The organism is Sphingobium sp. TomTYG75 (genome assembly GCF_054771635.1).
On sequence record NZ_BSRE01000001.1, the window covers coordinates 937,926 to 960,288 of the forward strand.

Consider the following 22,363-nt stretch of genomic DNA (forward strand, 5'->3'; position numbering starts at 1 on the left):
TCTGCCTGCAATGGTGAACGGCCTCTTATACAGGCCACCGTAGACGCTACGAATTGTTCTCCCGATTGCCAGCGTGCAGCTTTGGTCCATGGACCGAGGAGCACTGCATGGCAACGAAGATGGATACTGACCCTCTGCGGCTCAATCTGACGGGCTGCAGCATGGCTGACCACATTAACCTTCCCACCGTGAATCGCGTAGCACGCCTCCATGTTGGGAATGAGACAGGGCTGGCCAGGATGCACAGGATATCGAATGGCGGGACGGAGCTCTCGTCAGTCATTGACTTACGGATCGGACAGTTGATCAGGCTCGACTTGTCGGAAACGGTTTCAACAACGGCGACCGTCATTTTGAAAGATGGCAAGCGGTACATTGTGGCTTTCTCGCAGACCGTGAACTGTGCCGAGCTGCTACGGCAACTGGTGCAGGAAGCCCGCTCCACTGAGTCGCGCCCCTTGCGTCTCAAAACTCCGCTAATGAGAGTTGAGGGGCAGAGCCTTGCTGGCTCTCACCAACTCGAACTCGAAAACATCTCGCAACAGGGCATGAAGGTGCGACACGATGGATCCTTTCAACCGGGGCTCCGCGTCTGGATTCAGTTGCCAAATGGAATCGAGCGCCGAGGCGTCGTTCGTTGGGCAGACAAGCGTTCGGCGGGCCTACTGCTCGCCGACATCCTATCTGCTGATGACCTGGGAGCCGTCAGCCGTCTTCGATTCTCTCGGGGCGAAGGGTGTTCCTGATGCCTCAGGCGTAACGATCCCAGAGTTTTCTGTGGGTGAGCGATGGGGGATCGTTCCAGCGGTGAGCCCTCTTGCTACCACCGACCCATCCCTGCCGTTAAACCATAGCCTTTACCTTTCCAGGTACAGACCGTCAGCTAACGAGACACTTGGCTATCGCCCATCAATGTTCGATGCCTTCCTCAGTCGGTCAGCGTGCCGCAATCTGCTGCGTTCCACACCGGCCTCGATCATAGTTGCCGACAGTCCGGATGATCTCGCCCTGCCGCGGCTCGACGCGATGTCCCTCTACGATCCCGGCCAGCACCCGCGCGATCAACTGGTCCAGGCGCGTCACCACATAGCAGGCGACGTCCGGTTCTGCATGGCCATCGCCTATACCGCTGTCGTCGGTCAGGAAGATGTAGCGCCCATCCGCCTCCTGCCGATCGAGCATCGACTGCAGGCGTCCCACATCTGCGGAAAGAGGGAAGGATCGCGTGACATAGTCGTCGCCGCGGTCGCGATAGACGACCAGCCCGATCCGGACATCCAGATTGCCGGCATCCCGTTTTAGCCGGGTGACGATGGAGCCAAGTTCCGCCTGTAAATAGGCCATCTCGTCCCCCATGCTACCCGTCGTATCGACAACCAGGACGAGGTCGAGTGCTTTGACAGAACGCGCCTGGCCGGGGACTGTCAGCGTGACGGTTTGTCCGCCCCGTTCCCGCCACTGCACGGTGCGGCTGACCGTTCCAGCGTCCGAGGCTATGCTGATTCGGGTCCGGGATTCGGCACGATCATAGCCGGGGTAGAAGGCGGCAATCCCGTCCGCGCCCGTTTCCAGATGCAGCGCGCCGCCGGGGCGCTCCGCGGAAATCCGGGCCTGCGGCACTGGCTGCCCTGCCGCATCGACGACCCGGATGCCGACATGGCTGCGCGTATCGACAAAGGGCAGGCCGCTATCGGCGAGTGAGCTGGAGGCACTGGTTCTGGACGAGCTCAGGACCGTGATAGCGGCAGCCGTACGGACCGCAGTTGCCGGATGCACCCTGGGGAGCGACACGATCGAGGTGGTACGTGACAGATGCGGTGCCGCGATAGATGCTCTGTCCTCCAACAGCGCCGTCCAACAAAGACACCATCTGCTTGACGTAGTCCGGCGCATCGACATCGGCGACGGCAGGCTCGTCATTACCTTTTCACTGGAAGCCATCGACCAGCATCTGGCCGGTCAAGAGGAGCTTGAGGTTGGGATAAATATGGTTCGCACCGGTCGTCAGACCAGAATCGCCATTCCTCCGTCCGCAACGCAATCCGCCCGGCCCAATTCATCGCTGCTCAAGCTGGTAGCGCAGGCCTTTGCAGCCCGGGCCGAGATGGACAAGGGTGGCAGCTTCCTGGAGGTCGCCGCGCGGCTTGGCTGCGGCCGGGAATATCTCGCCGATCTGCTGCGTACCAGCTATCTGGCACCGTCGATCATCAAGGCTATCCTCGAAGGCCGCCAGCCACCCGACCTCAGCCGCAAGCGGGTGATGCAGACCAACCGCATCCCGCTGGACTGGCGAGGCCAGGAGGCGATGTTCGGGTTTGGCTGAGACTCGCCAACAGTAGCAACCAAGGAGCGGTGCCGATCGGCACCGCTTCTCGTTTTGGCCCGCGTCAATTCCGGGTCCACCAAAAGCGCCTTCGGAGATATGGCGCCAGATTGCGCCGCCCGTACCGTCCAGAGTGGTCTCTGTTTTCCAGAGCGCATTTTGCGTGCGGGCAAGCCTCGGAAATCACGGCAGATTTCCGCCCTTGGCGAGAGCCTCTCCGGTCTATGGGTATATGTAGGAGAGAGTGGTGCCGCTTACGTGACTCGAACACGTGACCCCATCATTACGAAGAACATATCTTCAAATAACAAATTGATTTTACAGGTCTTTTCTTTCATTTTACCCATGTTTGACCATTAAAATGATCCAACTTTTTCCTATAAAACTCAGCTGGTTAGGAGGAAAAATTGCAGTCTATTTTGACCCCAGCTGGGTCACGGGAACAGAGACTATTTCGCAGACGCAGGGGCGACAAATGACATGTCAGTTATCCTTGTCCGATCTTGCCTTAGATATCGGCTACGAGACTGGTATGCCTTGCTAGTGACTTCACCGTCTGCAAACTGGCGCGCCAACAAGCTTTCGTTCCTTTCCACGACTTTCATCAGAGCTCTGAGGCTTTCGTCATAATCTGCCGCTTTCGTTGCCCGTTCATGGGCGAAGACATGAGGCCCATGCTCAGGATATGGAGTAGCGTTGACTAGCTGCCGGGTATGTAGAGAGGCGTCGCGATGAAATTCATACGCCGTCCGGGTTGCAGCTGATTCAGCGTTCATGATGGAGGTCTGTTCTTGAGCAAGCAGGGAGTTTAGGTCGCGATGTGGCAAATCAGGCTGAACACCTCCGCCATCATCTTCCCACCGCGTAATGCCGAGATCGCGTGAAGACATTTTATCTTTGAGCTGGGCCATCGTGCTGCTCCCTTGCGTTTAAGCGGGAGCGCGTATCATCTCTCAGCCGTCCCATGCTGAATCTGCCGGACGGTAGAGCATAGATGGTAAACCGGTCAGCAAATTACAATGAGTAGAGCGGGAGCGCCCGGTTCGCTCTGTCCGGCGGATCACCAAAAGCGGCTGTTCCGCTTCCCCCCTGCATTCTCGTTCCCCGATTTCGAACCTCTGCGCCGCGGTGTTAACCCGCTAGTCCGGTTCGGGGTGAGCAAACTGTTCAGCGGCAAGCGACCAAGTGCCTAGCAAGTCCGTTCGGGCGGGTTAAATGTGCCGTTCGTAGTCGCCTTGGATGTAGGCGCGCATCGCGTCAGCTTCTTGCTCGATCTGGTCGAGCCGTGATTTTACAAGATCGCCAATCGACACGAACCCAACTACCCGATCGCCATCCACCACGGGGAGATGACGGACGCGCTGCCGTGTCATCAAAGCGAGGGCGACAATGACCGCCGTATCGGGGGCGACGGTGAGCACGGGTGAGGTCATCACCCGATCGACCGCCCACTCCATTACCGCTGCGCCGTTGGTTCGAAGTGCGTAGATCAGATCACGTTCGGACATGACGCCGACGATCCGCTCCCCGTCCAACACCGGGACCGCGCCGATGCGACCATCGGCAAGCAGCTCAAGGACATGCCACACCGTATCGCGGGGCGTGACGGTCACAACGTCGCTCCAGCTTCGCATAGTGCCCGAAATCGTCATACTGCCGTCCTGACTGCGCGGCCCTCTGTGCTGACATTATACCATGCGCGAATGGGGTGGTCCAAACCCATTCCTCTCGCGCCCATACTGCGCGAATGACCCCGAACGGATCGCGATCATGTCGGACAGAGACCCGCCCCACCTCCTTCCCACGCACGGGTGACGGGAACAGATCACGTCTGGCGTAGTCTTGCTGATATAAGGCCTGCCCGGTGCTAAGAACGTGAACCCTCCAAGGAAGTCGCTATGAGTGGCATCACGAAGGAAGAATTCTGTCGGCGGTTTAAGGCCAGGATGATCGCTATCAATGGGGAAACGTTTGCCGATGGCAGGAATGTCGCGGACTACGCCGACGACGCGGTTTGGGGGTACTGGGACACCGATTGGCAACGGGATCAAGGCCCGGAGGCCTGTGCAGATGCCGACAAGGAAGAGCGGGGCGAAGAAGACGATGAGTAAGATGTAATTCTGATATGCGCCAGGCGGCGTTAGGCAGCCCGGGTCGAGCGTGTTATACTAACACATCCCGGTTCCGACTCTGTGCGGGCATGCCGTGACTGAGAGACAATCGCGCTCCCGCTCGACGAGGAGAGTGACATGTCCACCTCACCAAACATACCCTTCCCATTACCACTTCGGCAGACTGTTCTGCATGAGCGGGTCGAGCGGCAGGGGCTCGCACTAGGTGCTTCACGGGAACGAACGTTCCGCGCTCGTGTCCTCTCGCAACAGAACGAACGCAATCTGGAAGCCGCTATGGACAGTTGGGCGAACGAGGGCGGCACTGCCACCAGCGTTCCGCCGACACCGAGGCTCACCATTGGACCGAAAACCAGCACCCTCCAGTTTTCCGCTGATCTATTTCGTGATGACACTTTGGGACGTGCAGTCATTTTGAACGCTGCTCTGGTGTTGATTGCTACAACTATTCTCGTTGTTATAATCAATTGATGGGACATTTCTGAGCCTAATAGAAATAATATGGAGAGAAAGATGAACCCTACCCAGAGTAATTTAGACCTCGCAGTCGTGATGATCAACGCTCAATTAAGGCTGCCTATCGTTCCTAACAGCACACAGATGAAACTGAAAAACCTAGAAACTTTGCTGACCACTGCACGAGATCAGGTGGCTTGCGGTGATCTTTTGACCCGTTCTGACATACATCATCTCAATAAAGCCTTTGATGAGCTGGCAGCACGCTAACGGCGCCTGCCGCTCTCATCGATCATAATTGCCGCGAATGTCGATACGTGATTGTTTTTGCTTCAACTGCGACTTGGCTCACGGGTCAATCGCAGCAGCTTCTTTATCAAGCGCTTTAGCCCGGTCACGCGCTGCATCGCGTAACTGTGCAGCCTTCGCCTCGAGGTCTTCGGCTTCAACGTCGGCTTGTCGCTGATAGTTTTCTCCCTTGGCCTTCAGCGCTTCGGCAGAAGCCCGTCTGGCTTTTCGAGCGGCATTATCTGCTCGATCCTGCACCTTACCCGCTCTCTCTGCAGGGCCGGAGCCCTCATAAGCTACGCCCGATGCGTTCGCCGCAGCCTCATCTTGCTTTTCTCCAGCCTGCTCAGCGGGGCCTTCGCATCCTGCCAGCCAGACCAAAGGAAAAAAAGCCAGAAATAAGCCTTTCAAGGGCCGGTGGCTTTCGCAGGGGGCAGGTCTAAATGCTTCCGGGTAAGGTCGCGATCTTGTCATACTGAATTCCGTCGATACTGATGCCGGGCGCGCAGCGCAGGTGACGTTCGCCTAGCAACGACCGCCCTCATTTTCCCAATCGTCGAGAGCGCAGGTAAGTTCATTATTCCGTGCAGCGCTCCACCGTTGTGAAGCATTTTCTTCTGTGAGCTTCGCCTCTCGCTGAACATAGGCAGCTAGCCAGAGCCTAGCTGCTACAATTTTTTCATAACCGTGGACCGACCCGGCATAGGCAATCCGCGCAACGGCGCTGACGAAATCATCCGCCCAATCCGCCTCTCGAGGCTTGGATTTCGTGATCGTGATCATGGGAGAAACTCCCGTCATGCAAGCGGGAGCGCCCAAGTCTCTCGGTCACGGGATGCTTGCAAACAGAATCCGGTGATAAATCATCTTATCATATATGGAGCGAACCGGCGGCATTTTTTGCGCGGCAGGCAACTCCGTAGTAGCCACCCCTTGGCCAGTGATTCAGAATCCGAGAACTGTTCGGCCCCTATGGAGGCAAAAGCGGGAACATCGGCTCTTCGCCCAAATAAGACATATTGACGGCTGGCAGATTGGCCGTTGTCCATCCGCTTCGCCTAATGGACCGCATGGCAACCAACAAACAGGGGGTGCCTGCCGACCATGACGGCGATGACGAGCTTGAGATCGAAGTCGAGGGACGCAGAAGCGGAACCAAGTTCGCCCTTGGGGTGCTTACGGCTCGACCGGAAGAGTGGCAGGTTGCCCTTGATGCGCTATCGTTGGAAAGACCGCCACCAGGACTTGGACCGCTCGCGCCAGTTCGCGATGCATTCGTGCGGACCGTCGATGTCGTGGTGCCGTTACCCAACCAGCATATGTGATGGAATCTGCGTGCTCTTCAGAAGAGCGGCGGACATGATAGTCGAATTGCGTTTCGATGCGCATAAAGGCTCCAGCTGAGCGGGAGCGGCTATCTCTCTGTCACTGACAGGCTCAGGTTGGCCAGCGATGGCTGCATAATACCATCTTTGTAGCAGCGAGTCTTTTCTAGTTCTCTCCGGTCCGCTTCCCACGCCGCTGGCTTCGTCTGCCCATAAGCGCCAACACTAGCTCTTTCGGATAGGTGCTATTGCTATCCATCGGAATTACGCGCTCGGCTGCTGAGCAGGCTTTCAGCTCGCATTGCGACCCTAACCTAGCCCGACATCTTTCGAGGTGCCGGGCTTTTTCGCGCCCGGCCTTTCCCACTGCGAGCTATAAGTGACTCATCCGAAGCCGGTATGACGCGGCAAAACGAGAAACCCCGGAAAGCCCCGCTGCCTAGAGCGGCCGGAATCGGGCCTAAATGCTGGCTACACTGTGACTTCGTGCCAGCCATTTGCCATTCCGCATCCACCCCCGAGTATGGCAGGGAGTTGGGAAATGCCTTGCAAGGTTAGAGATTAGCCGTTGTCCCAAGGGCCGACCTTGCGGACGGCGCGGCGACCAACAACAGGAGGTTGTCCATGTCACTGCTTTCTTCGCTTACTCTCGTCCAGTCCAATGCCACCGAAATGCGGACCCGTGGCATCAACACCATGCGCCAAAAGCTGATCGACCGTATCGGCGATCAGATCGCGCTGGCGCAGGCATCGGAAGCCGGGAAAAGCTATCAGCGAATGAAATATCGCCGGGTCCGTGACGAAGCCAGCGACGAAGTTACGGAAACGCCCGTCCGCACCCGCGTCCGTCCGTGGTGGCTGGAGGACAAGGATGGGACGATCATCGTCTGGATCAAATATGGGAATCAGACGCTGGAGCTTGCCAAGGGGAAAACCGCCATCCGGGTCAAGGATCGGCTGGAGCTGGTCAAAACCTTCGAGACCGTGCGAGAGGCTGTCCGCGCCGGTGAATTCGACACGCATATCACCAATGCCGTCAGCACGTTCAAGACCCGCTTCGGAAAATGACATTGCGGGCCGAAATGCCCCCCTCCCACGAGGGGGGCGATTTCTGTCAGATCAGATTAGCGGCGCATGCGCGCTCGAAATCTTGCCAGTATCTGGCCTCCTTCACGATGCCATCTGCCATATGTAGTGCGGCGTCCAAGGTCTGCGCATTATCGAACTCCAGACTGGAAGCATCAACGCTGCCCCGGAAGGCGTCGATCAAATCGAACCGCCGATCCCGGTTAGTGGATATGGCCTGCGACATCAGAAGACCTAGCGCATCCTTCATCGCATGGAGTTGGCCCTCCAGCTGCTCAATCTGGGCGTGAGCTGATCGCATTACAGTTTCTTTGGCCATGCTCACTTGCCCTCCGCCTTGAAGACAAACGCTTTCGGAGGCTGTTCAGCTACCCACACGTGATCGTACATGTCGATCACCTGCCCCTTGTAGCTTATAGAGTTGATGAAACCGCCCCAACCAGTCTGGACGATATTCAGGTCCATAAGGTCAGGATCGAATGGGCTGCTATCCTCAATTATGAATGTGCCAGAGCCAACGCCGAAAGTCCGACCAGCGGCATAGCGACGGCGGGGCTCTAGCTGGAAGAAACTCCGGTCATCCACTTGGTTGATTGGCCAACCGGTCTGTCCCGGGTCTTGCGCGAAATGCAGCAGCAGATCGCCATCGGGAGACATAGCCCTGATCTCCACGCGCCCTTGGAGCTCTATCCCGCCAACACAAGCAACATTGCAAATGCATCCCCAGTTTTTCTGCGACCGGCGCGGGTTAATCGGCGTGCCATCCAGCCGTTGATCGACGCTCAGTTCCTTCTCGAAAATATGCACCCCGAACGCTTCGACATCTTGCTTTTCCCAGTAGGCCGCCACGTCATTTCTGATTTTGCCTAGCTTCACCAAACCGGCATAACCAGTGATATGAATCTGGGTGCGACTGGATCGCGTTTCGAATGGGAGAACGGGCGGCTGAGAAAGCAAATTAAGATCTTTAAACATAATTAGATGGTCCTATTTTCAAAGATTATAGAATTAATTTACGGTCGCCGGAAGGGGCATGCAGAGCTTCCCGTTAATTTTGATTGCATCCAAGAAGCAGCCGCCATGACGAACATAAGCGATTGGGTTAAGAATGAAGTTGCCCCAATCGATCACCTCCTCCATCTCAAGCTGAAATTCCAAAACGACGCTTTGCCGTTCGTTGAAAGCAGCGACGCCGTGCTTATCGACCCATCCACCGGCCATGGGCTCGACATTGAAGACGAAAGTCTGGATGCAATCGCCCTTGTCATCAAAGATGCGGCCCTCGTGTTCATGGCTCAAATCCACCCCCATGATGAAGGGAAGCGGGGTTGAGGTGGCCGGATCAAAGCTATTTTGCTCCTGGGAAGCCCAGACGGGCTCGACCATAGGCAGGCCACCCTGTCCTGCGATGCAGACGTGATAGGCGTAGGTGTTGGCATTACGAAACATTGTTAAACTCCGTCATTAAACCAATGGATTAGATTGGGTGGGTTTGGATTAAATTGCCCTTAAAGGACGGAGGCTCAATATCATTGGTTTTAATTCGTGCAAGGGTTATTTTAATTCTGCCCCAAATTTTTTTTGGGATTGGATTGAAGGCCGCCCGTCCTCCTGTTAAATTCCGCTTATGGAAAGCACAGTAGACGTTCTTGCGGCGCTTAAGCGCAAGCTGTCAGAGGAACTGGATCACGCGATAGCGAAGGTCGCAGCAATCGAGGCCGAAATGGCCGCCGTCGAAGCAGCTCTTGCTGCGATCCCACAGATAGAACCTGTCGAGAAACCTGCTACGCCGCCGAGCGGTGGACGGAAGATGAGCGTAAAGGCAATGGTGCTGGATGCATTGGAACGTCATTTCCCGCAGGGAGCGTCCGCCCTCGACCTGCTGGAATGTTTCGCTAAGGAATATGGCCGGGATGACGTAGCAAGGACGAGCCTCAGCCCGCAGCTGACGACTCTAAAGAATGACGGCAAGATTGCCCGCGACGGCATGGCATGGACACTGGTGAAACATGACTGATCGTAACGCGCCAACCACGTGTCCGAAATGCGGGCGGTTCGCACTGGAATGGCATGTGTCGGACGTGCCGTTACATGATTATAGAGTCCAGTGCGGACCTTGCCGCAAATTCGCCGGATGGAAATCGGAGGCGCAGCTCGCCATTCAGCGGACCGTAGCTGACGTAAGGGTAATCCCCCTCCGTGAGCCAGGGCCTACGCTGGACGAGTTTTTTACGTGAAGACCCTCAGCGTCTTAAACACGCCCAACTAGACGATCGCCAGCGAGGGCCGGTCATTTCGCGCAGGCGGTTCCTCGGACGTGGCCGTCAACCCAAACAGCAGATTTTCAAGTTCGCCGTGTGGAATATCCAGCTCATCCGCGATATCCGCTCGCGTCGATTTCTGTTCCCAAAGGTCATCCAAAACCATCTTCCAAAGCGCAGATGTTTCACGAGCCATGCTCTCCGGCTCGCTGCCACCAAAATCCGTGCGAAGCTGAATGTTGAACGTTCGATATTGCCAATCGGACAACAGCCCTAGCTTATGCAGTCGATATGTAAGAGCTGCAGCGGACACACCCCAGCGCTTCTTCCCCGAGATGATTTGACGGAGAGACTGGATACGCGGCATTTCCGCAAGCACGTCTGCTCGCGGCATAAGGAACGAACTGGCAAAAGCATTTGCCTCAGCTTCGGCCTGCTGACCCTGATTCGATCCCCCATGCTTATGCATGACAAGATGGCCAAGTTCATGGGCCGCATCGAACCTGCTGCGCTCGGTGGTTTTGAACGTGTTGAGGAAGATGAACGGTTCAGCGTTTCGCCAGCATGAGAAGGCGTCAACATTCTTGGTATTTTCCGCTAGAGAAAACACTCGGATGCCCTTGGCCTCAAGCAACTTAATCAGATTGCCTATCGGCTTTTCACCAAGTCCCCATTCCTGACGCAAAGCACGGGCCGCTGTAGCTGGATCGCGCTCCGGGCCAGCATCAACCAGATTAGGTTTAGGAAGTTCATATTTAGATTGCAGCCAATCAGCCACCAGATAGGCAATGCCCCCAGCCGCGATTGCAGCGTTGCGCTCCCGCTGCGTTACCGATGACAGGCTCCGAAAGCTGACCGCCTCCGCAGGCAAAGTGTCGACATCACCACCGTAAAAAAAGGCGAGCGGATATCCCACCGCGTCAGCGATCCGCTGCACAGTCGCCTCTTGTGGCACCTGCTTCCCTGTTTTTATCTGCGACAGGCTCACGACCGTCACGTCTGCTAGTTCTGCAAGCGCACGAGCCGTAAGCCGACGACGATCCATCGCCAGCTCCAAACGCGCTGGATTGAAGATCATGTTACTTCCGCGCGATCGAGAACTCGTACGGATCATCGTCTTCGGGCTTCCTCACACCGGGGCTACGGCCCTTCCAATCCCCGCTCCTAACGATGAAGATGCGTTCAAGGAAGCCCTCGAAGTTCCCACCTTCGATTGCGGCAGGCAACGACAGCTCCGCCCGCACATCTGCCTCATCCTGCTCATTCACGGACACACAAAGGAACCACAAGCTGGAATTGAGCTTGGCAATTTTCTCCGGCGCAACCTCGGGAAGTTCGTCTTCAAGAAACAACAATCCCTGCGCCTGTTCTATAGCCGCTTTGGCTGCCGGCCCCTTCCCGCTAACCGCTTGTGGCCCGCGAATGCCGACGCAAGCCTGATCCACAGACTGGTAGACAATCCGAATACCGGATTCCGGATGCACCACAGACTCTATCCCGTTTGTGCTGTCCATCTCCCACCCCTTCGGGAGAAACAGAAATCGCAGGTGCCGAGTGCCAGCAAAATATGCCTTACTGCCCCCAGCGGTCCGCGCATCAACCGCCACCACATCATTCCGAGCGGCTATGACCGCCTCTATAAGCGGGAATACCTCCTCGACGCTGATGCCAAACTTCGAAAGGCGGTTAGCGACCTCAATCGGTTCACGGTAAATGCGAACGGCGTGCATGTGCTACCCTTTAATTTTTCTCAGCTCATTTGTGTCATAGAAAATTAAAGAGCGCAAGCGGGCATCACCCTGCTCGTTGTGGATCATTAGTTTTTACGCACCACCACATTCATGCTGTGAGTCTGACAACTCCCATTTGCCGCCCGTGCGCAGGTTGGTTGCAGCGTAAGACCTGCCTCGATCATCTCCCGGTGGGCAATTCCGGGGCACGTCCGTTAGACAAAGCTTGATGGGATCGCCAATCCGGCTCTCTTCCAGTTCGGGGATCACATCGTAGGAGACGCCATACACGCCGTTACCATAATTGACGGCACTCCCCGAATCGGGAACTCCTCCTAGACGAGTGCCTAGCGACTTAATCACGGTTTTGCTGCAGTTGCCGATGGTCGTAAATGTCGCGGCAGGGTTTGCTTCATCAGCATCCATCCGCTTCCCACCGTCTGTGCAATCGTGGATGACCTCCGAAATGCCCGAGGCGGTCTGATCTATTTCCACAACCTCTGATCCGCCTTCAACCGGCAACCGGATGTGCAAGACGGACCCCTTCGCAAGCTCCAAACTGGTCAAAGGCTTGCTCGAATTATCGAGAATAAGCTGATTATCCCGTCTGGGGTTGATGGCGTTACCATTCCGGGCGGGCAGCTCATCAACCCGGACGCCGTAACTGATGACCGATTGTACAAGCATCAATCCTCCGCTGACTTGGAAAGCGGCAGCGGCAGCGGCCGGATTTGGCGCAGTGGACATGGATACCGGAGTACCATTCTCGCTATCGACCGTGGTGAACAGATAGTAGAGGTTTTTGTGGTTGGAGCATCTGATCGCTACGCGAATACGGGCTGCTTGGCCCTGGAAAGCCCGACTAGCGGACAGGATTTCCGCGTCAGTCATTGGATCGACGCGGCTATTTACAGCCCACTCGCTATTCTCATCGGTGGAAGAATCCAGAACGCCGAGCGGCTCTGAGGGCGCAGCCACATTCGCAGCACTAGCCTCAACATCGTCCATCGGTGGGAGATTCCTAATGTATAGGAACAGCACTCCCGACGCCAACGCCAGCAGGCAGGACCAACGAAAGACACGCCAACGCCTGCGTGCGCGGCAACTGGGGCAGATTAGAAGTTCCCCCGCGCGTACCATCTGATCGCTGGCAAAGGCCCCAAGACAATCATGACATTCCTCGCGTGCATTTTGAAACATTCATCCCCCCATGACACCTAATCGTGTCATCCCTATTCCCGATCATCCCCTTGACTGGCAACAGAAAATGACACGATTGGTGGACAGACATTTGCCGAGACCTGCGGCCATGTCCCGGCATGGATTTGGTCCAGCTCCTCGGCAAAAATGTGCGGCATTACCGCCAGCTGCGCTGCATGACGCAGGAGGAGCTTGCCCATGCGGCGGACATGAAACGCACCTATGTCAGCGATCTGGAGCGGGGCACCCGTAATCCAAGCGTCCGGGCCTTGGGCAGACTGGCGAATGCACTGGAAGTCGATCCCGCCGTACTATTGCAGCTCTCTAACCAAGCGTGAAGGCTTATGAAGGCAAGAAAATACAACGGTCTTACCCCTCACCTGAAGGCGAGCAAGGTCTCCGAATTCGAAATAACGTTCTCGGAGATCGAGCAGATCATCGGTTCGTCACTGCCAAAAACCGCGAACGATAGGCAGTTCTGGGCGAACACCACCAAGCATCGTAGCACACTCCGAAGAGCCGTTGCGGCTGCGGGGTTCGAATCATTTCTCGTGTTTGGTTCGAAACGGGTGAGATTTAAGCGCGCTCTGTGATAGCGGTCACTGCCTCGCTCAACACCGTCAGACGATAACCCGCCTCCCTAAGCCGATTGGCGAGTGAGGTGATTTGCTCGACATCATCCTCCGCTTGCCCTTGCATAGCGAGATCGCTGGCGTCCTCGCAGAGCGCGGTCATGAAGGCGAATAATTCTTGTATAATGGCGAGGGGCGAAGGTTCGCGCTGATCCATAAGACGGCTTCCTGATCGTGAAAGCGCGTGTATCCCTCCGAAAGCAGCTGACGACTACAGGGGGTGGCAACCGTAGCTCGTCTGGGGTGAGCCAACAGATTATGTACGATCCCCATTTTGAAATGCCCGAAGAATTAGACCGGCTTCGTCCCGCATTTCCGGCGTTTCTGCTCCAACAGCTAAGGCTTCGACCCTTCCTTTTGCGCTATCGAAGTCCAAAAACGGCTCCAGATGATCGCGTTTAAGAACCTCATAAGACCCCCGCGTACTCAGCACTGAATTGGCCATGCGGTGCAGCATATCCATCAGCGCCGCATCAGTTTGAATAGCGGCCTTAACTAACTGCCGAGGCCCATTTTCATCTCCACCTTGACGCCAAGCAAACAAAAGCCCGATGGTATCGGGCGTATTCAACACCTCATCAATCGGCATCTTTTGGTAGCGGGACAGCATAGCGGCGGTGATAACGTCCAGCTCTTGAGCGGTAAAAAGCCATTCGCTCTCTGGACGGCGGCGGTCACCAAATCGGCCTTGGGCAAAGGTATCCCGGCGGAATAAAGATGTCAGCCATCCCACGGCCTTGCCTTGAGTGAACAGCCGCTCGACGATGGCCAATCTTTGTTCAGGATTTCTGTTTAGCAAGGTAGGAACGATCCGTTCAGCCCTATCCCATATGGAAAAAATGCCAAACCGGTCGAATGGCCGGTATCTGAATGCCTCGTCCATGCAATCAGCAAGCGCCAGGAGAATGGTTGCCGCTTGCTCAGCCACAAAGCTCTCTGCGGGGACTCCATTGAGCCGTTCCAGCAGAATATCCCCTTTCCCCATAGCATCAGAAATGGACTGACGGTGAAGGCCCATAAATGCGTCAGATGCTTGCTGAATTCCCGCGGCTGCACCTGCCCAAAACGCATCAAACTCTGCTTGCTTGATAGCATGTAACGGTTCACCGAGGGCAAAATAAAGCCGATAGTGGTCTGGGCTTGCCAACCGTCGCTTTAAAATCGCGGCATCACGGTCCGATCTCCCTACCTTTGCGAAAATGGCGAAGGCAGCACCATCCTCTCCAAAATTAGTATCAATGCCGGGCAACTGCTCCGCGAAAAAATGCCGATAGTGCAGATCATGAAAATATCCCTCATGCACTGACTGGGTCAATGCGGCCAGACTGCGCGCCGCTGCCGTTTCGCTGATTGAACCGACGCCAATTGATTTTGTGGATGCCTCGATGGAATATTCCTCAATCCAGCGATAAAGCCTTGGCTCTCCATCCTTGATGAGTTGAATCCAGACTAGATCGGCCAGGTCATAAGCCTCTCTACCCAGTGCGGTCACGAGGAAACGTATCGAATCCAATGCTTTTGTGACGGAGCGAGGCGTTTTCAGCTGTTTGCCGCCCTCGTAATCCACCACGGATTTCAGGCGGGACAACTCATCTTCGGTCTTGGCCTGCGCGAATTTACTTAACTCGTTGAAAAACCACTGGCGCAGTTGAAATGCTTCAGGGGATGGAACCATCACTGTAAGCTGAACAATTTTCTCCAGAAACGCATGACCATCAGTGATGTTACCGGCATTTCTCACCCCTTCAGCCAGCACCTCACCGTCGTAGCAGAGCACGTAAATGACATTGGGAAAATCGGCCACAGACCGAACCAAACGAAGAACCTCCATCATTTCTGCTGGCTCAAGGCGATCTACATCATCGATCGTCACTAAAAATCGATGCCCCAGATCCCTCAATTCATCTGTCAATTTATCTTTCAATCTCGACAGGGAGGCGGGCTGCTCGCTCTTCGTCGATGCAGCACCTAGCGCCTTCACTCCCTTGCCAATCCATTTCAGTGGTCCCCAAGCCTCACCGGCAAGCTCGATGGCATCGCCAGCCTTGCTCAGATAGGTCGCATACCTACGGGCGGTTTCGGCCGCTTCCTTCGCCTTAATGATGCTAGAGGCACTAGCATCACCTTGTTGATATTGGACGCTGGCGATTGCGCTGGAGAGCGACGCCATGAAAGAAGTTAGCAGTGCGTCTCTATTGCCGACGAGCCACGGTCGAAAATGCACCACGGTAGGACGCTGAGCGTCCTCCAGCTTGGCCAGCTTGAGCTCCATCAAGCCTAACAGGCTAGATTTCCCTGATCCCCAACTGCCGTTGATACCAATCACCATGCCCGCGTCTGTGGCGTGACTTACCAAGGCGGTTGCCAAACGCTCTGCGATAACCTCAAATCCCAAGCGATCCGGGTCGTCTGATCCGAGCGCCCGGTCCCCGGTTAGCATTTGTGACGATGGGAAATCATTCAAGGCCATGGCGCTACTAAATTGGATTCAACCTTCTATAGCAAGCACCTGATCATCCCTATCTTCATCGAGCATGTTACTATCGGCTATCAACCAGCGAATGCCAGCCGAGAACCATGCAGCTGCTCGACATTCATCTCTACCGAGATGCTTCCCATAAAACATGTCGATCATCTCGACGCTGGTGCGGGCATTCAGCGCCAGCGCCGACAAGTCGATGGCATCGCCGCTGATTATCCCTCTCTGTGCCGCTTGTTCAGCCGTAGTCGCCGATCGATAATCTTTCGCATAGCCTTTAACGCTGTGTCCTCCCTTGGCAAATCAACATAGGCCAGCAGTGCTTCATGTTTATCAAACTCGCGGCCATGGAATATCCAATGCAATATGTGCCGGGTAAAAAGATCGCGGAGCATCTGGCTCTGCTCCATAAAGGCATCCTCATGCCCCCGTGCATGCACATGCTCATTCCTAAGGCGTGCAACGTGGTTCAGTTGCCACCTAGTGAGCTGGTAATCATCGTCCGCGAAACTAGCTCGGTCGATTACCTTCTGATTGGAGCGTTCGCGAGCTGAGTCTTCGACGTATATCTTCTCAAGCGCAGCCCAAAACCGAAGCAGTCGGTGGTTGCCGTCACGCGATTCGAAAGCATCTTGTGCAAGCTGAAGCGCTGCCACAAGCACATTTTTGAGGGGATGTGTGGCGAGCGTTGAGAGAGCTTTCTTTGTGAAAGAAGCAATTTTAAGATATTTCTTAAATTCTGGAATTTGGTCATTCCATGCTTTTTCGTCATATTTCGGATCATACCAAATTCGGTTCTTTCCGAGAAATTCTCGCTCTTGGAATATAAACTGGAATGGACCCATTCGGAGCTGCCCCGCCGTCCAATTATGACCCGCCATAATGGTCCAACTGCCTCGGCTCTCGTATATATTCATGAGTGCCATCAACAATTGAAGCGCATCTAGCATCCGATCCACAGCGTCGTCTTCGAATCGTTCCCGACAGCTCAGAATGATATACCCGGAAGGCCGGGGCTGACTTGGATCGATGTACCCAACGCCAGAATTCTCGAACGGCGAAAGCCGAAGCCACTTTGGCAACTGCGCGGTGGTACGGATTGAAACGTCGCCCCATTTGAATTTAATTTCCTGAGCTTGATCCATCCCTTTAGCTCTGATTTTTGTCCACAGAGTGAACTTCTTCAGGCTGACAGCACGATCCGTTCGCAGAAATTCCTCTGCTCTTCCAATAACCGTTTCAGCTGTCAGCGGCCCGTCTCGGCGCGCCTGAAAAAGTGCTCTACGAAAGAGCCGAATGGCTGCTGAACGTCGCAGCGCCGGTTTAACGATAAAGGCATCCGGAAGGATTTCCTGCAAATAATTTGTTGCGCGAAAGCCAGGAAAGCTGAGGCCGCCTCCTTCCAGCACGGTGGAACTGCTTTCGAAGTCATCGAAGAACGCCTGCAGCTGTTCGTCCGACACAAGCTTAATGTTGCGCTTTATCGCCATGGCCGCCCATATAGTATGAGCTCCAAACGGCGTCACGGTGCTATGAGAGCCACGATCTTACGTTTGATGCCATCAGGCGTTTTACCTAGGTAGCTCCTGAAAAACGTTCATCCGGCAGCTCCGCTAATCCAGGAATGCCAGTTTCTTCCCATGTAGCTGCTCGACATTCATCTCCGCCGTGAGATGCTTGGCGTAGAATCGGTCTATCATCTCCACGCTGGTTCGGGCGTTCCTCGCCAGCGTCAGCAGATCAATGGCATCGCCGCTGATAAGCCGGAACATAATCGCCGTGTGTCGCAGGGAATAGATCGTCCTGGCTTCTCCGCTTGCCGACACTGACAATCCAGCGGATTCCACCACCACTCGGAACTGCCGACGCAGCATTTCCAATGCGAAGTTTCGTCCGGTATATTGCGGCAGGAACAGGAAATCGTCTGGACCGCCGAAGCCGTTAGCCTGCTGCTCGTCCAATATCTCCTGATATATCTCGACAGCACCGGGCATGGAGATGATCGGCGTAGCAACGGTCTTGCTGAAATCCGTGGAAATCCGAAGATACTGCGTCCTGTTGGTCCGCACGATCTCAATGTGCCGATGGCGCAGCAGCTTGGCATCGCTGGGCCGTAAAAATGTGTCGACCATGATCATGATGAAGCGGCGCAATTCCTGACCGATAATCTGCGAACGGACCTTTGTTTTCGCAGCCGCATGGTCGGCACATGATTTCAGCAGCCGGTCAAATTCTAACTCCGAGAACCAACCACGGGTGCCCTGCTTCAGACTGACCTCCGGCATCATCGGCACATGCGTCAACGCCCCTGCCCGCACAGCAGTCTTCAACGTCTTGCTGACCATAACCATGATCCGCTTTATGGATGCGGATTTCAGCTCAAGATCGGTTAGCTCGTCCACCACCTCCTGCATTCGCTGATAATCCAGCTTTCGAATGTCGATATTGCCGATCCGGTCAGATAGATGCTTCTTGAGAATCCATTCGTTGAAGCTGACCACCGTAGGTGCCCGTTCCCCACGCTTCACCTTCTTTCGGTCTGCCTCGATGGTGTCAGCAGCGAACCGGTTGAAGCTGTAATCGATCTTCTCAGGGGTCTTCCGATATCCCAGTTTCTCAGCAATTGCTTGCGCCTTCTGACGGGCGTCATGGACATCCTTCGTCTTCAGTGATCTCGTGACCTGCCGACCATCCTTACGAAACCGGGCGTAGTAAAATGGCGAACCAGCAACGCCGGTCAGCGAAACAGGACCGATCCGCTCAACGTGCATGGGCGATTCCCTCCATGCGAAGGCGGATAACAATGTTTTTCACCGTCTGCGCCGTAAATCGACCACCTTTGGCGGCATCGATACCAGCGACATTTAGCTGATCTGCCATAGCCGTGAACGACCAACCATCGGCCAGCATCGGCGTCAAAATCGGTTCGAGGGATCGCGCATATTCCAATGCCTGCTGGCGATGCCGCTCCTTCAATGCCTGAGCATTCTTACCCAAAGCGACCCCCCGCTTCTTCGCCTCGGCCAAGGCGCTGCGGGTCCGCTCGGAGATCAACCGTCGCTCCTCCTGTGCCAAGGCAGCAAATATATGCAGCTGGAAATCCGTGGCGTGGGGCATCTCGGCCACCACCAAGCCAATTCCCTGTTCCATGATTCCGGCAATGAAGCTGACTTTCCGGGAGAAACGATCCAATTTCGCAATCAGGATTTTCGCGCCATGCTTCTTGGCATGGGCAATCGCCTTCCAAAGCTCTTCCCGGTTATCAGCCTTCCCGGACTCGACCTCGACAAATTCGGCAATCACCTCATCATCAGCATTCAAGAATGCTTCGATCTTCGATCGTTGCGCAGCCAATCCTAAGCCGGACCGCCCTTGGGCGGCTGTCGATACTCGAAAATAGGCAACATAACGGCTCATCACCGGGCTCCGTCCAAAATAAACCTTGGTTTGTCGTGGACGGGCTCCCGCCATCAGAAGGGATGGACAACGGGCATTCTGGCGAACCGGATTCACCGGGTAAGCAAGCAGTTGCGAAATGACAGGATTTGAAATGGACTTTCCATTTCCAAGGCTAAAAATCCATGAAACGTCCGAAGCATCCATTTTAGCGGGCCTCCGAAGGCTTTTCATCCTTTCTTCCAAAGCTCGAAAATTTCCGTTTCAAGCCGTTCTGAACGTCATTTTCCGCCTTCGGCGGCAAATCATCCAAATCCGTGCCATCGCTCCTTTCAAAGGCTGTATTCAGGCTCTCATCGATCTTTCGAACCTGATCGAATCTGGAAAATGCCTGCTGACCGAATTCTAAAATGTACCCATAGAGCAGCTCATTCAAAATCTGCGATCTGGGTTTGCCGTACAAACGGCATAGCTTATCGAATGTCTGTAGAATGGTTGTTGGCACGTTGAAATTTACCAGTGTCTTAGTTTCTGTCATATATGCTCCTTAGTTATTTTTATAATACATCCTTCGGATGGTGCTTCGCACGATGTTAATGTGTTTTTGTATGATTTTTACAGAAGTGACTTTTAGAACTGTTTTGAAGGTTTTTAGATAATATTGTAGAATCAAGGCCCGATACAGTCTTCGAACCAAGTTGGGTTTGTGGATGATAGCGAAGGTGGTCGAAGGGGTCTTAGACCCAGCAATCAACTCAGGTGAGAGTTTTCCCAGTCGAACGATTCATCGTACACGACCTTACTCTGTAGCTTGCTAATGTAGGACACCCATCCCTCATCGCAGAGGGATTTGACGTAAATCTCGTTGTATCCCCACGGGGTCCGAGACCAGCAGTCACGGATCATCGCAGGATATTCCAGTTCCAGTTCCGGCCGGGGACAATCGAGAATCAGATGGTAGTGGACACGGATACCGTTTCCTCCCTCGATCACCGGAAGGACGTTAATCCGTTTCCCGTACCGAGCAGTAGCCTTCCCATAAACCTGACGGTTCAGGAAGTTCATAAAGTGTCGGAAATTCTTCCTAGCCTCGTACATGTCGATCTTCTGATACCGACCAGCGAAACCACCGGAACCCGCTATCCCCTGTTTCAGTGTCAGGGTCACAGCAAAGGGAGACGCGAATCGCTGGAGATCCACGAATGACAGGACTGACTGACGGTAGGAAGTTCGATCTTGGTTTGTTCTCATGGGGACGTGCAGGAGGGATAAGGGGTTTGTGGTATTTAGTGGGGGATGAAGGGGAGACGGATAGGAATTAAAGAAAATCCGTACATTCAATATATCCGACACGTCGAATCGCACCAATAGCCTGTGAACAGCTATGGAAGAAAAAGTGGTCCCCGGTGGGATCATCACGGATTTTCTATCGCGACAGGAACGACCAACTGCCGGTTGTGATACGATCACACCGGGAAGAAGTCCGAAGACTAATAAGTTTCAAATTGAGACTGATGGTGCCGCTTACGTGACTCGAACACGTGACCCCATCATTACGAATGATGTGCTCTACCAACTGAGCTAAAGCGGCGTTGGGTGGGCCAGATAACAGCGGTTGGTGCGCAGGACAAGCGGGCAATGCATCTTCGTGCACCATCTCTTCCGGGGCAAGGGGCGCGCGCGTTGCGTCAGGCTCGCCGCTTCTTCACGGCATGTTTACCATCCCATGGCAGTGTCGAGTCTCAGGAAAGCTTTTCTTCTGGATTAGGACCGACCGGATGGACACTCTGCGGGGGCAGGAAATCTCCAATGAACAGGATGATTTCGACTATGCCGATCACGAGGCGATGGAGCCGCCGTCCAGCGTAGGCTCCGACGAGCGACGCATGCAGGTGCGCGCCTATAATTATTGGGCGTCCCTGCTGGGCGACCGCACGCTTCCGTCGATCGAGGATCTTTCGCCCGATCATCTGGAAGATTTCGGCCCGAACAGCGTCCTTCTGGATTTCAGCACCGGACTCGATAACCCGGCGGTCGTGTATCTCGGCACCGCGCTACGGCGTGAGTGCGACGTCACCGGCGCCATCCAGTTCATCAACGACGTGCCGTCGCGCTCGCTGTTGTCGCGCCTGACCGACCATTATCTGCAGATCATCGCCAACGCCGCGCCGATCGGTTTCGAAGCAGGCTTCCTCAACCAGCGCGGGTCGGAAATCCTCTATCGCGGCATCCTCATGCCCTTCTCCTCCGATGGCGAGACGATCGATTTCGTGTTCGGCGTCATCAGCTGGAAGGAACTGGCGAGCCAGGCCGTCGCCGACGAGCTGGGCCGTGAAGTCGATGCCGCCCTGCGCAGCAGCGCCGCTCCGCATGCCGTAGCACCGATCTGGGCCGATGGTCCGGCGGCGGGCGAAGATGACGACACGCTCGACCTGTCCGGCATGGAAAGCCCGGCCGAGGACGCGCCGCTCGCCGACTGGCTCGCCCTTGCCCGCGACGGCGCGGAGCAGGCCCGCACCAGCGAAGCCCGCACCCACGGCGCCCTCTACCGCGCCATCGGCCTCGCCTACGACTTCGCCCTGATGAGCGAGGCGTCACCGGAAGATTATGCCGAGATGCTTGCCGACGCCGGGATCAAGCCCCAGGCGCGCAGCCCCCTAACCGCCGTGGTGAAGCTGGTCTTCGGCTCCACCTATGACAAGACGCGCATCACCGAATATGCGACCGCGCTGGAACATGCGAAGAGCGCAGGCCTCGGCCTCGGCGCGCTTGGCGACTATCTCGGCGAATATCCCGGCGGCCTCAAGGCGCTGATCCGCGACGAGCGCGCCCAGCGCCGCTCGCTCCTACCCCCTCGCCCCGACCCTAGCCAGACCGCGCGCGCCGCGATGAAGGCCGCCGCGCCGATCGACCCTGTCGCCATTTCGACCGATGGAGACGGCCTCGCCGTCGTCATCGCCCGGCGGGAAGCGGACGGCACTCTGGCGATAGTCGGCGCCCTTCCCGATGGATCGGACCTTGGTCAGCGGGTGATCGTCGCGGCGGCCGCCTAACC

30 protein-coding genes and 1 tRNA gene are annotated in these 22,363 nt (G+C 55.5%); 11 read left to right on the forward strand and 20 right to left on the reverse strand.

From position 1 onward, the window contains the following. The first annotated feature begins 107 nt into the window (after window positions 1-107). Window positions 108-746: a PilZ domain-containing protein gene (locus tag ACYU81_RS04665; protein ID WP_449473986.1), complete on the forward strand. Its 639-nt coding sequence runs from the start codon at window positions 108-110 to the stop codon at window positions 744-746. 190 nt (window positions 747-936) lie between these two features. Here the strand turns inward: ACYU81_RS04665 and ACYU81_RS04670 are convergent, their stop codons facing one another. Then, window positions 937-1,791: a hypothetical protein gene (locus tag ACYU81_RS04670; protein WP_460986569.1), complete on the reverse strand. Its 855-nt coding sequence runs from the start codon at window positions 1,789-1,791 to the stop codon at window positions 937-939. A gap of 7 nt (window positions 1,792-1,798) precedes the next feature. Between ACYU81_RS04670 and ACYU81_RS04675 the strand changes: the two genes are divergently transcribed. Next, window positions 1,799-2,323: a hypothetical protein gene (locus ACYU81_RS04675; RefSeq protein WP_460986570.1), complete on the forward strand. Its 525-nt coding sequence runs from the start codon at window positions 1,799-1,801 to the stop codon at window positions 2,321-2,323. 449 nt (window positions 2,324-2,772) lie between these two features. Here ACYU81_RS04675 and ACYU81_RS04680 read toward each other — a convergent pair whose 3' ends face one another. Both ACYU81_RS04680 and ACYU81_RS04685 read right to left on the reverse strand, forming a co-directional pair. Then, on the reverse strand, window positions 2,773-3,234 hold the full coding sequence (locus ACYU81_RS04680; protein ID WP_460986571.1) for a hypothetical protein: 462 nt from the start codon (window positions 3,232-3,234) through the stop codon (window positions 2,773-2,775). Between the two features lie 300 nt (window positions 3,235-3,534). Further along, window positions 3,535-3,975 carry a CBS domain-containing protein gene (locus ACYU81_RS04685; RefSeq protein ID WP_460986572.1) on the reverse strand — a complete coding sequence of 147 codons (441 nt, stop codon included), beginning with the start codon at window positions 3,973-3,975 and terminating at the stop codon, window positions 3,535-3,537. Window positions 3,976-4,221: 246 nt separating this feature from the next. Between ACYU81_RS04685 and ACYU81_RS04690 the strand changes: the two genes are divergently transcribed. From ACYU81_RS04690 to ACYU81_RS04700, 3 genes are all read left to right on the forward strand, one after another. Then, window positions 4,222-4,434, forward strand: coding sequence for a hypothetical protein (locus tag ACYU81_RS04690; RefSeq protein WP_460986573.1), 213 nt, complete (start codon window positions 4,222-4,224; stop codon window positions 4,432-4,434). A 138-nt stretch (window positions 4,435-4,572) separates the two neighbouring features. Beyond that, complete coding sequence (locus ACYU81_RS04695) at window positions 4,573-4,926, forward strand: hypothetical protein (RefSeq protein WP_460986574.1); 354 nt, start codon at window positions 4,573-4,575, stop codon at window positions 4,924-4,926. A 42-nt stretch (window positions 4,927-4,968) separates the two neighbouring features. After that, complete coding sequence (locus ACYU81_RS04700; protein WP_460986575.1) at window positions 4,969-5,181, forward strand: hypothetical protein; 213 nt, start codon at window positions 4,969-4,971, stop codon at window positions 5,179-5,181. A 78-nt stretch (window positions 5,182-5,259) separates the two neighbouring features. Here the strand turns inward: ACYU81_RS04700 and ACYU81_RS04705 are convergent, their stop codons facing one another. Both ACYU81_RS04705 and ACYU81_RS04710 read right to left on the reverse strand, forming a co-directional pair. After that, a complete protein-coding gene (locus tag ACYU81_RS04705; protein WP_460986576.1) occupies window positions 5,260-5,610 on the reverse strand; it encodes a hypothetical protein in 351 nt (116 codons plus the stop codon). Between the two features lie 114 nt (window positions 5,611-5,724). Then, the gene (locus ACYU81_RS04710) at window positions 5,725-5,982 is read right to left on the reverse strand and encodes a hypothetical protein (RefSeq protein ID WP_460986577.1); all 258 of its coding nucleotides are present in this window, start codon (window positions 5,980-5,982) and stop codon (window positions 5,725-5,727) included. A 287-nt stretch (window positions 5,983-6,269) separates the two neighbouring features. On the opposite strand from ACYU81_RS04710, the gene ACYU81_RS04715 reads away from it, so the two are divergent. Further along, window positions 6,270-6,524, forward strand: a complete 255-nt coding sequence (locus ACYU81_RS04715) for a hypothetical protein (RefSeq protein WP_460986578.1) — start codon at window positions 6,270-6,272, stop codon at window positions 6,522-6,524. A 624-nt stretch (window positions 6,525-7,148) separates the two neighbouring features. After that, window positions 7,149-7,592, forward strand: coding sequence for a DUF6641 family protein (locus ACYU81_RS04720; RefSeq protein ID WP_460986579.1), 444 nt, complete (start codon window positions 7,149-7,151; stop codon window positions 7,590-7,592). Between the two features lie 46 nt (window positions 7,593-7,638). On the opposite strand, the gene ACYU81_RS04725 is transcribed toward ACYU81_RS04720, so the two are convergent. From ACYU81_RS04725 to ACYU81_RS04735, 3 genes are read right to left on the reverse strand one after another with little or no spacing between them, the layout of a single operon-like run. After that, window positions 7,639-7,935 (reverse strand): hypothetical protein, encoded by a 297-nt coding sequence (locus ACYU81_RS04725; RefSeq protein WP_460986580.1) that lies wholly within the window; start codon window positions 7,933-7,935, stop codon window positions 7,639-7,641. Then, window positions 7,932-8,585: a hypothetical protein gene (locus tag ACYU81_RS04730; protein ID WP_460986581.1), complete on the reverse strand. Its 654-nt coding sequence runs from the start codon at window positions 8,583-8,585 to the stop codon at window positions 7,932-7,934. The genes ACYU81_RS04725 and ACYU81_RS04730 overlap by 4 nt, the downstream gene beginning before the upstream one ends. A 33-nt stretch (window positions 8,586-8,618) precedes the next feature. Then, window positions 8,619-9,059 carry a hypothetical protein gene (locus tag ACYU81_RS04735; RefSeq protein ID WP_460986582.1) on the reverse strand — a complete coding sequence of 147 codons (441 nt, stop codon included), beginning with the start codon at window positions 9,057-9,059 and terminating at the stop codon, window positions 8,619-8,621. 178 nt (window positions 9,060-9,237) lie between these two features. Here ACYU81_RS04735 and ACYU81_RS04740 point away from each other — a divergent pair, with 178 nt between their 5' ends. Then, window positions 9,238-9,627: a hypothetical protein gene (locus tag ACYU81_RS04740; RefSeq protein ID WP_460986583.1), complete on the forward strand. Its 390-nt coding sequence runs from the start codon at window positions 9,238-9,240 to the stop codon at window positions 9,625-9,627. Window positions 9,628-9,875: 248 nt separating this feature from the next. Here the strand turns inward: ACYU81_RS04740 and ACYU81_RS04745 are convergent, their stop codons facing one another. The 3 genes from ACYU81_RS04745 to ACYU81_RS04755 all read right to left on the reverse strand — a co-directional run bounded on the left by ACYU81_RS04745 (window position 9,876) and on the right by ACYU81_RS04755 (window position 12,609). Next, window positions 9,876-10,949 carry a helix-turn-helix domain-containing protein gene (locus ACYU81_RS04745; protein WP_460986584.1) on the reverse strand — a complete coding sequence of 358 codons (1,074 nt, stop codon included), beginning with the start codon at window positions 10,947-10,949 and terminating at the stop codon, window positions 9,876-9,878. Window position 10,950: 1 nt separating this feature from the next. Further along, window positions 10,951-11,601 (reverse strand): hypothetical protein, encoded by a 651-nt coding sequence (locus tag ACYU81_RS04750; RefSeq protein WP_460986585.1) that lies wholly within the window; start codon window positions 11,599-11,601, stop codon window positions 10,951-10,953. A 93-nt stretch (window positions 11,602-11,694) separates the two neighbouring features. Continuing rightward, complete coding sequence (locus ACYU81_RS04755) at window positions 11,695-12,609, reverse strand: hypothetical protein (protein WP_460986586.1); 915 nt, start codon at window positions 12,607-12,609, stop codon at window positions 11,695-11,697. A gap of 311 nt (window positions 12,610-12,920) precedes the next feature. Here ACYU81_RS04755 and ACYU81_RS04760 point away from each other — a divergent pair, with 311 nt between their 5' ends. Together ACYU81_RS04760 and ACYU81_RS04765 are read left to right on the forward strand one after the other, a co-directional pair. Continuing rightward, entirely contained in the window at window positions 12,921-13,139 is a 219-nt protein-coding gene (locus tag ACYU81_RS04760; protein WP_460986587.1) for a helix-turn-helix domain-containing protein, read from the forward strand. A 6-nt stretch (window positions 13,140-13,145) separates the two neighbouring features. Next, entirely contained in the window at window positions 13,146-13,394 is a 249-nt protein-coding gene (locus ACYU81_RS04765; RefSeq protein WP_460986588.1) for a DUF7662 domain-containing protein, read from the forward strand. Here the strand turns inward: ACYU81_RS04765 and ACYU81_RS04770 are convergent. From ACYU81_RS04770 to ACYU81_RS04810, 9 genes are all read right to left on the reverse strand, one after another. Further along, window positions 13,378-13,590: a hypothetical protein gene (locus tag ACYU81_RS04770; RefSeq protein WP_460986589.1), complete on the reverse strand. Its 213-nt coding sequence runs from the start codon at window positions 13,588-13,590 to the stop codon at window positions 13,378-13,380. The two genes, ACYU81_RS04765 and ACYU81_RS04770, sit on opposite strands and share 17 nt — an antisense overlap. Before the next feature lie 99 nt (window positions 13,591-13,689). Beyond that, the gene (locus ACYU81_RS04775) at window positions 13,690-15,903 is read right to left on the reverse strand and encodes a KAP family P-loop NTPase fold protein (RefSeq protein ID WP_460986590.1); all 2,214 of its coding nucleotides are present in this window, start codon (window positions 15,901-15,903) and stop codon (window positions 13,690-13,692) included. An 18-nt stretch (window positions 15,904-15,921) separates the two neighbouring features. Continuing rightward, window positions 15,922-16,107, reverse strand: a complete 186-nt coding sequence (locus ACYU81_RS04780; protein WP_460986591.1) for a hypothetical protein — start codon at window positions 16,105-16,107, stop codon at window positions 15,922-15,924. Between the two features lie 20 nt (window positions 16,108-16,127). After that, window positions 16,128-17,438, reverse strand: coding sequence for a hypothetical protein (locus ACYU81_RS04785; RefSeq protein ID WP_460986592.1), 1,311 nt, complete (start codon window positions 17,436-17,438; stop codon window positions 16,128-16,130). A gap of 87 nt (window positions 17,439-17,525) precedes the next feature. Beyond that, entirely contained in the window at window positions 17,526-18,683 is a 1,158-nt protein-coding gene (locus ACYU81_RS04790) for a hypothetical protein (RefSeq protein ID WP_460986593.1), read from the reverse strand. Then, complete coding sequence (locus ACYU81_RS04795; RefSeq protein ID WP_460986594.1) at window positions 18,673-19,515, reverse strand: recombinase family protein; 843 nt, start codon at window positions 19,513-19,515, stop codon at window positions 18,673-18,675. The genes ACYU81_RS04790 and ACYU81_RS04795 overlap by 11 nt, the downstream gene beginning before the upstream one ends. 1 nt (window position 19,516) lies before the next feature. Continuing rightward, window positions 19,517-19,846: a hypothetical protein gene (locus tag ACYU81_RS04800; RefSeq protein WP_460986595.1), complete on the reverse strand. Its 330-nt coding sequence runs from the start codon at window positions 19,844-19,846 to the stop codon at window positions 19,517-19,519. Between the two features lie 212 nt (window positions 19,847-20,058). After that, complete coding sequence (locus ACYU81_RS04805; protein WP_460988109.1) at window positions 20,059-20,724, reverse strand: rolling circle replication-associated protein; 666 nt, start codon at window positions 20,722-20,724, stop codon at window positions 20,059-20,061. A gap of 99 nt (window positions 20,725-20,823) precedes the next feature. Further along, a tRNA-Thr gene (locus tag ACYU81_RS04810) sits at window positions 20,824-20,899 on the reverse strand. Between the two features lie 187 nt (window positions 20,900-21,086). Between ACYU81_RS04810 and ACYU81_RS04815 the strand changes: the two genes are divergently transcribed. Further along, window positions 21,087-22,361, forward strand: coding sequence for a PAS domain-containing protein (locus ACYU81_RS04815; protein WP_460986596.1), 1,275 nt, complete (start codon window positions 21,087-21,089; stop codon window positions 22,359-22,361). Window positions 22,362-22,363: the final 2 nt, after the last annotated feature.